Below are 6,155 nucleotides of genomic sequence, written 5' to 3' on the forward strand. Positions count from 1 at the left end.
CCAACTACCCCACGGGGTCCCCCACCTTCACCACAACCCACCCCTGTTTTGGGGCGCCCCCCCCCCCCCCCCCCGCGCGCCCCCCGATCGCCGTGCCTGCCGGCTCAGGGCACCTCGGCGTCGGGGGAGGGCCTGCCGTTGGCATCCACCCATCGTTCCGCCTGGTCGTACGAGTGGAAGCGCAGCGGTTCGGGGCGGGTCGGCAGCGCCTTCACCAGGTGGCCGGTCGTGCGGTCCCGGATGACCCAGACCGGGTAGGAGGCCCCACCCGTGGCGTCGACGGGAAGGATCCCGTAGCGGTCGCTCATCGACGGGTCACCTGGACGAAGCCGCCGGCCTTCTCGACGAGTCTGGCGAACTCGTCGTACTCGCCGTCGATGGGGGAGACGGTCGCCTTGGACGGGACCAGGATCGCGCCGGTGGTGCGGTCCTTGACCGCCTGCAGAGCGGCGAGGAGCAGGGGCCGGCGCTCCGGGGACTTGTCCGTCTCGTCGTCCACGACGGTCAGGGACACCTCCCACCCGAAGGCGCGCGCGTACTCCTCACAGTTCCGCATCTCCAACTCGGGGAAGGCGGAACCGGTTCTGGCCAGGTAGACGACCACCTGGAAGCGCTCGGCGTCCGTGCGGACTCGCTCACCTCCGCTGCGCGAGGCGGCCATGGCGTTCAGGGCAGACGGGGTCCGTTGCAGAGTCAAGTCCGTTCCTCTCCGTAGTGAAACGACTACCGGGAGCGCCAACTGTCCCCTAGGCTAAGGGTGTCTTCAACCTGTCAGATGTGCTCGGAGAATCACTGTGAACAAGGTTGAGCTCGACCCCGACGCGTCGCCGGCCGCAGAGTTCGGCGCATTCCTGCGCAGCTCACGAGAGGCGCGAGGGTGGCGGCAGGAGGACTTGGCAGCTGCCGTCGGCTACTCCGCCACGCATGTCTCCGCCGTCGAAACTGGTCGACGCCCTCCAACCCGGCGTCTCTCGCGTGAACTTGACAGGGCATTCGGCTGGGAGCGCGTGTTCGCCCGCAAGGCTCTCGACATCAAGGACACGGCACTCCTCGCGGGCTTCCCGGAGTACGTTGCCCAGGAAGCCAGGGCGGCGGAGGTGCGCCTTTTCACGCTCGGCATCGTGCCAGGCGTGCTCCAAACCATGGACTACGCAAAGGCCATTGCCGCGGGGGCGATGCGTCGAGGAAGCATCACGCCTGATCAGGCCGACGAACGGGTTGCCGTTCTCGCGCGTCGGCAGGCGAAGCTGCGGAGGGATCCGCAACCGTTGATCCACGCTGTCCTTGATGAGAGCTGCATCCGGCGACCGGTCGGCGGGCCAGGGGTCATGGCTGAACAACTGGATGCGTTGGCTGCGTTTGCAGCCATGCCGCACACGGTGCTGCAGGTCGCTCCGCTCGCGATAGGCGAGAACCGGGCATTCGATCTCCCGGTGTACATCCTCACGTTTCCGGACCGTTCGCTGATGTCCTATGCCGAGAGCGCACAGCAAGGCAACCTGGAACGGGACAGCAGCGCAGTACTGCCGACGCTCGCGGCCTACTATCAGCTACAGGCCATGGCGCTGTCTCAGGCGGACTCCGTGGCCCTGATCGGGGAGCTAAGGGAGGAACTGCCGTGACCGCCGAGCCTGCGTGGTTCAAGTCTTCATACAGCAGCAACGGCGGGGAATGCGTTGAGGTGGCGGGCAACCTGACTGCCGCCGACGCCGTTCCCGTCCGAGACTCGAAGGACCCCGGCGGCCCCGCCCTGGTCTTTCAGGTGGCCGCCTGGTCGAGCTTCGTCTCCGCCGTACGGAGCGGCGAGCTCGGCGCAGTCTGACCACAATCCTGGACCGCCCCGGCCTTTGGGCTGGGGCGGGTTTGCGTTGTTGTGAGCCCGCTACCAGGCCGGCTGGACTTCATGGACACCTGTCCAGGTATCCTGGACGCCTGTCCATGAAGTCTGGGAGCTGATGATGCGCGTGACCGCCGATGTCCTGGTCGCCCTGGTGGCCGCCCTGCACGGGTACTTCCTGGTGCTGGAGATGTTCCTGTGGGAGCGCCGGCCGGGCCGGGAGCTCTCCGGCTTCGACGCCGCTCTCGCCCGCGCCACCGCACCGCTCGCCGCCAATCAGGGCCTCTACAACGGCTTCCTCGCGGCCGGGCTGGTCTGGGGCCTGGCCGCCGGGGACCCGGTCGGGTTCCAGGCGCAGGTGTTCTTCCTGTCCTGCGTGGTCGTGGCCGGCCTGTACGGCGGCGCCACGGCCAACCGCCGCATCCTGCTCGCCCAGGCCCTGCCCGGCGCGCTCGCGCTCGGCGCCGTCCTGCTCGCCGGATGAGCGCCGCCGAGGACCCACGTGCCGCCCAGGACCCGCGCGCCACCGCGGACCCGCGCGCCGAGCGCACCCGGGCCAGGCTGCGCCATGCACTGCTGGAGGAGTGCGCCGAACGCCCGCTGGCGGAGGTCAGCGTGGCCGCGCTGGTGCGCCGGGCGGGGGTCGGCCGGGCCACCTTCTACGTCCACTACGCCGACCTGGAGGCGCTCGCGGTGGACGCCTGCGCCGACATCGTCCGCGCAGCCGTGGACGCCCTGCACGCCTGGCGCGGCGTGCCCGACCCGGCCGCCCCGCCGCCCGCGCTCACCGGCTTCTTCGCCGGGCTGGCCCCGCACGCCGCCCTCTACCGGGCGCTGCTGACCCCGGGCGGCGGCGGCCCGCTCGGTCTGGTGCTCACCCGGGACCTGCGCGAACGCAGCCGCACGGAGCGGGCCCTCGCGGGCGCCCCGGAGCCGGAGCTGGTGGCCTCCGCGGTGGCCGGCACCTTCACCGGCGTGCTGGCCGACTGGCTGCACGGCCGGATCGAGGCCGGGCCCGAGCGGATCGCCCACCAGGTCTGGCGGCTGCTGATCTCCCTCCACCGCACGCCGCAGCTCTGAGCGGCCGTCAGGGGGGCGGAGCGGCTGCGCAGGAGAACTTCGGCCGCCCGGGCGGGAGTCCGCCGGGCGGCCCCTACGCCGCTTCCTCCGGCTCCGCCTCGCGGTCGATCTCGTCCTCCCGGACCAGCCAGAGCGCGAGGGCGGCGCCGGTCAGGCTGACGATCCCGCCGAGCAGCAGCACGAGGTTGAGGCCGTCCAGGAAGCCGGCCCGGGCGGCGGCCGAGGCGGCGTCCCGGGCCGGTTCGGGCAGTGCGGCGAGCGCCTGCGGCAGGCTTCCGGAGGAGGCGGCCTCGATCAGTTCGCGCGGACGGGACCCCTCGGCGACCGGCGTGCCCGCCGCCAGTTCGCGGACCTTGTGGGAGCCCCGGCCGACGAAGATCGCGCCCCACACGGCGATGCCGACCGCGATGCCGACCTGCCGGAAGGTGTCGTTGATGCCGGCGGCCATGCCGCTCTTCTCCTTGGGCACCACGCTCACCGCGACGTCGGCGATCACCGGGTTGATCAGGCCGACGCCCGCGCCGCCGACCAGGAACCCGGCCAGCAGCCCGGTCCAGGTGTCGTCGGGCTGGACGTCGCCCATCAGCAGCATGCCCGCGCCGACCGCGACGAGGCCCACGAAGAGCATCAGCCGGGCCGGCACCCGGGAGAGCATGATCCCGGCCAGCGGGGCCACGACGAAGCTCATCACCGTGATCGGCAGGTAGCGCACGCCGGCCGCGAACGGGGAGAGCCCGAGGTAGTTCTGCAGGTACAGCGTCAGGTAGAGGAAGAGGGCGAACAGGGAGCTGGAGACCGCGAACGCGGCCAGCTGCACGCCGGTGAACGCGTGCCGGCGGAACAGCCCGAGCGGCAGCATCGGCTCCGGGACGCGCCGCTCGACCAGTACGAAGACGGCGAGCAGGACGGCCGCGCCGACGAACAGCCCCACGATCAGCGCGCTGCCCCAGCCCTCGGTGTTGCCCCGCACCAGCGCGAGGACCAGCAGGAACAGCCCGCTGCTGAAGACCGCGACCCCGGCCCAGTCGATCCGGGTGGCGTTGGGGTCGCGGCTCTCCGCCAGCTTGAGGTAGGTGACGACCAGCGCCGCCGCGCCGATCGGCACGTTGAGGTAGAAGATCCACTCCCAGCCGAGCGAGCTGGTGAGCGCCCCTCCGATCAGCGGCCCGACCGCGACGGCCACCCCGATCGTCGCGCCGTAGATGCCCATCGCGGTGCCGCGCTCGCGGCCGGGCGGGAACTCCTGGGCGACCAGGGCGAGCGAGACCGCGAACATCACCGCGCCGCCGACGCCCTGCACCGCGCGGGAGACGTTGAGGAAGACCGGGTTCGGCGCGAGGGCGCAGAGCAGCGAGGCGCCGGAGAAGATCACCAGCCCCGCGGCGAAGGCCCGGCGCCGCCCGAGCCGGTCGGCCAGCGAACCGGCCGTCAGCACCAGGGCGGCCAGCGAGAGGGTGTAGGCGTCGAACACCCACTGGAGGTCGGTGAAGCTCGCGTCCAGGTCCTTGCGGATGGACGGCAGGGCGACGTTGACCACCGTGATGTCGAGCAGCAGCATGAACGTCGCGACCGAGACGGCGATCAGCGTCCACCACTTGCGTTGCACGGCTGCCGGTCTCCTTCGACGGGGTCTGCACGGTCCGCCCACCGCGCTCCGCCCGCGACCGGGCGCCCGCGGTTCGGCGGCGACGCCGTCGACCGTACGCAACGCCGCCGCCCGAACCCGGACAGACGCGGCCGGACGCGCCCGCGCAGGCCCCGTCCGGTCCAGCCCCCGGAGGGCACGGCTGCCGCAGCGCTGCGCCACCGAGTCCCGCGGGAGCCCGCACCCACCGGGAGGGGCCGCTCACCCGAGCGGCTCCGAACGAGTGGACTCGCCGCGGGCCGTTCCGGGCACGGGAGCCGCGGGCCCGCTCCCGGTGGTGATCTGGCCGTCCGACCTCCCTCACCAGGAAGAGGCACCCAGCGTGCGACGTACCTCCCTCAGCCGGCTGTTGGCCGCATCGCTCTGCGTGGCGTCCGTCCTGGCACCGGTGACCGTGCTGCCCGCCACCGTCCACGCCGCGAGCGCCACCGTCCACGCCGCAAGCGCCGCCGGGCGCGACTGCCCGCAGGGCGGCCTCGGCCCCGAGCTGACCGCCCGGCTGGACAGCACGATCGAGGACGTCCGGCAGCAGGCGGGCATCCCCGGCGTCGTCGTCGGGCTCTGGATGCCCGGCAAGGGGTGCTACGTCCGCGCGACCGGTGTCGGCGACACGGCCACCAACGCCCCCATGCCCGTGGACACCTACCTGCGCATCGGCAGCGAGACCAAGACCTTCACGGTCACCGCACTGCTCGAACTGGTGGACGACGGCCTGGTCGGGCTGGACGACCCGGTCTCCGCCTACCTCGACGGCGTACCCTGCGGCGACCGGATCTCGCTGCGCCAGCTCGCCGAGATGCGCAGCGGCCTCTTCCCCTACACCTCCGACCCGGACTTCATCCACGACCTGGAGGCCGATCCCCACCGGTCCTTCACCCCGCAGGAGGTGCTCGCGTACGGCTTCCGGCACGACAACACGGCCGGGCCGGGCGAGGTGTTCGAGTACTCCAACACCAACCTCGTCCTGCTCGGCCTGGTGGTCGAGAAGGTCGGCGGACGCCGCCTCGACGAGTTCATCCGCGACCGGGTGCTGCGACCGGCGCACCTGCGCCACACGCTGCTCCCGACGGGGGCCGAGTTCCCCGAGCCGCACGCGCACGGCTACACGGTCGAGACGCTCAGCGGTGCGGTCGCCGACGCCACGGACTGGAACCCCAGCTGGGCCTGGGCGGCCGGGGCGATGATCTCGAACCTGCACGACCTGCGCCGCTGGGCCGAGGTCGTCGCCACGGGACGGCTGCTCAGCCCGCGGACCCAGGCGGAGCGGCTCAGGACCCTGCCCACCGGCTTCCCCGGCACCAGCTACGGCCTCGGCATCCTGGAGACCAACGGGTGGATCGGCCACAACGGCTCCCTGCCGGGATACGAGACCGTGACCGTCTACCTGCCGTCGCAGCAGGCCACCCTGGTCCTCCTGCTCAACACGGACATCCTCCACGAGGGCCAGGAGCCGTCCACGCTCGTCGCCCGGGCGGTCACCGCCCTCGTCACGCCGGACAACGTCTACGCCGGCGCGATCCCGCCGCGCTGACGCCCTGTCGCCGGGTCGGTCACGGGGCCCGCCGGGGCCGACCGCCGTGCAGTGAGCGGGCC

At 72.3% G+C, this 6,155-nt stretch carries 8 protein-coding genes; 5 read left to right on the forward strand and 3 right to left on the reverse strand.

Features of this window, described 5'->3' with window-relative positions; genetic code table 11:
- Window positions 1-104 precede the first annotated feature (104 nt).
- Together ABZ885_RS33565 and ABZ885_RS33570 are read right to left on the reverse strand one after the other, a co-directional pair.
- Window positions 105-308, reverse strand: a complete 204-nt coding sequence (locus tag ABZ885_RS33565; protein WP_360197201.1) for a hypothetical protein — start codon at window positions 306-308, stop codon at window positions 105-107.
- Window positions 305-697: a hypothetical protein gene (locus tag ABZ885_RS33570; protein WP_360197203.1), complete on the reverse strand. Its 393-nt coding sequence runs from the start codon at window positions 695-697 to the stop codon at window positions 305-307. The genes ABZ885_RS33565 and ABZ885_RS33570 overlap by 4 nt, the downstream gene beginning before the upstream one ends.
- A gap of 97 nt (window positions 698-794) precedes the next feature.
- Here ABZ885_RS33570 and ABZ885_RS33575 point away from each other — a divergent pair, with 97 nt between their 5' ends.
- From ABZ885_RS33575 to ABZ885_RS33590, 4 genes are all read left to right on the forward strand, one after another.
- On the forward strand, window positions 795-1,622 hold the full coding sequence (locus tag ABZ885_RS33575; protein WP_360197206.1) for a helix-turn-helix transcriptional regulator: 828 nt from the start codon (window positions 795-797) through the stop codon (window positions 1,620-1,622).
- The gene (locus ABZ885_RS33580; RefSeq protein ID WP_360197209.1) at window positions 1,619-1,822 is read left to right on the forward strand and encodes a DUF397 domain-containing protein; all 204 of its coding nucleotides are present in this window, start codon (window positions 1,619-1,621) and stop codon (window positions 1,820-1,822) included. Before ABZ885_RS33575 ends, ABZ885_RS33580 begins: the two co-directional genes overlap by 4 nt.
- Window positions 1,823-1,958: 136 nt before the next feature.
- The gene (locus ABZ885_RS33585; protein WP_360197220.1) at window positions 1,959-2,321 is read left to right on the forward strand and encodes a DUF1304 domain-containing protein; all 363 of its coding nucleotides are present in this window, start codon (window positions 1,959-1,961) and stop codon (window positions 2,319-2,321) included.
- Window positions 2,318-2,917, forward strand: a complete 600-nt coding sequence (locus ABZ885_RS33590; protein WP_360197212.1) for a TetR/AcrR family transcriptional regulator — start codon at window positions 2,318-2,320, stop codon at window positions 2,915-2,917. The genes ABZ885_RS33585 and ABZ885_RS33590 overlap by 4 nt, the downstream gene beginning before the upstream one ends.
- Before the next feature lie 73 nt (window positions 2,918-2,990).
- Here ABZ885_RS33590 and ABZ885_RS33595 read toward each other — a convergent pair whose 3' ends face one another.
- A complete protein-coding gene (locus tag ABZ885_RS33595) occupies window positions 2,991-4,523 on the reverse strand; it encodes an MFS transporter (protein WP_360197214.1) in 1,533 nt (510 codons plus the stop codon).
- Window positions 4,524-4,884: 361 nt separating this feature from the next.
- Between ABZ885_RS33595 and ABZ885_RS33600 the strand changes: the two genes are divergently transcribed.
- On the forward strand, window positions 4,885-6,093 hold the full coding sequence (locus ABZ885_RS33600) for a serine hydrolase domain-containing protein (protein WP_360197217.1): 1,209 nt from the start codon (window positions 4,885-4,887) through the stop codon (window positions 6,091-6,093).
- The last annotated feature ends 62 nt before the right edge of the window (window positions 6,094-6,155 follow it).

It is taken from the genome of Kitasatospora sp. NPDC047058, from assembly GCF_040643935.1.
GTDB lineage: Bacteria > Actinomycetota > Actinomycetes > Streptomycetales > Streptomycetaceae > Kitasatospora.